This window comes from Bradyrhizobium sp. Ken64, from assembly GCF_055807555.1.
In genome coordinates, this window is sequence record NZ_JBVVPA010000107.1 from 1 (window position 1) to 269 (window position 269).

Genomic DNA, 269 nt, shown 5'->3' on the forward strand with positions numbered 1-269 from the left:
GTGGAACGACCCACAACAAAAGACGTTGCGCGCCTCGTATTTCAGCCAGTTTCCCGGCGTGTGGGCCCAGGGCGACTACGCCGAACAGCGCCCCAACGGCAGCCTGCTGATCCATGGCCGCTCCGATGCGGTGCTCAACCCTGGCGGCGTGCGCATTGGCACCGCCGAAATCTATCGCCAGGTGGAAAAAGTCCCGCAGGTGCTGGAAAGCCTGGCCATCGGCCAGCGCTGGCAGGACGATGTGCGGGTGGTGCTGTTCGTGCGCCTTG

At 64.7% G+C, this 269-nt stretch carries 1 pseudogene; it reads left to right on the forward strand.

Annotated elements, in window-relative coordinates:
• Positions 1-269: pseudogene (locus AC0L2F_RS35835) on the forward strand (acetoacetate--CoA ligase); the annotation flags it as partial.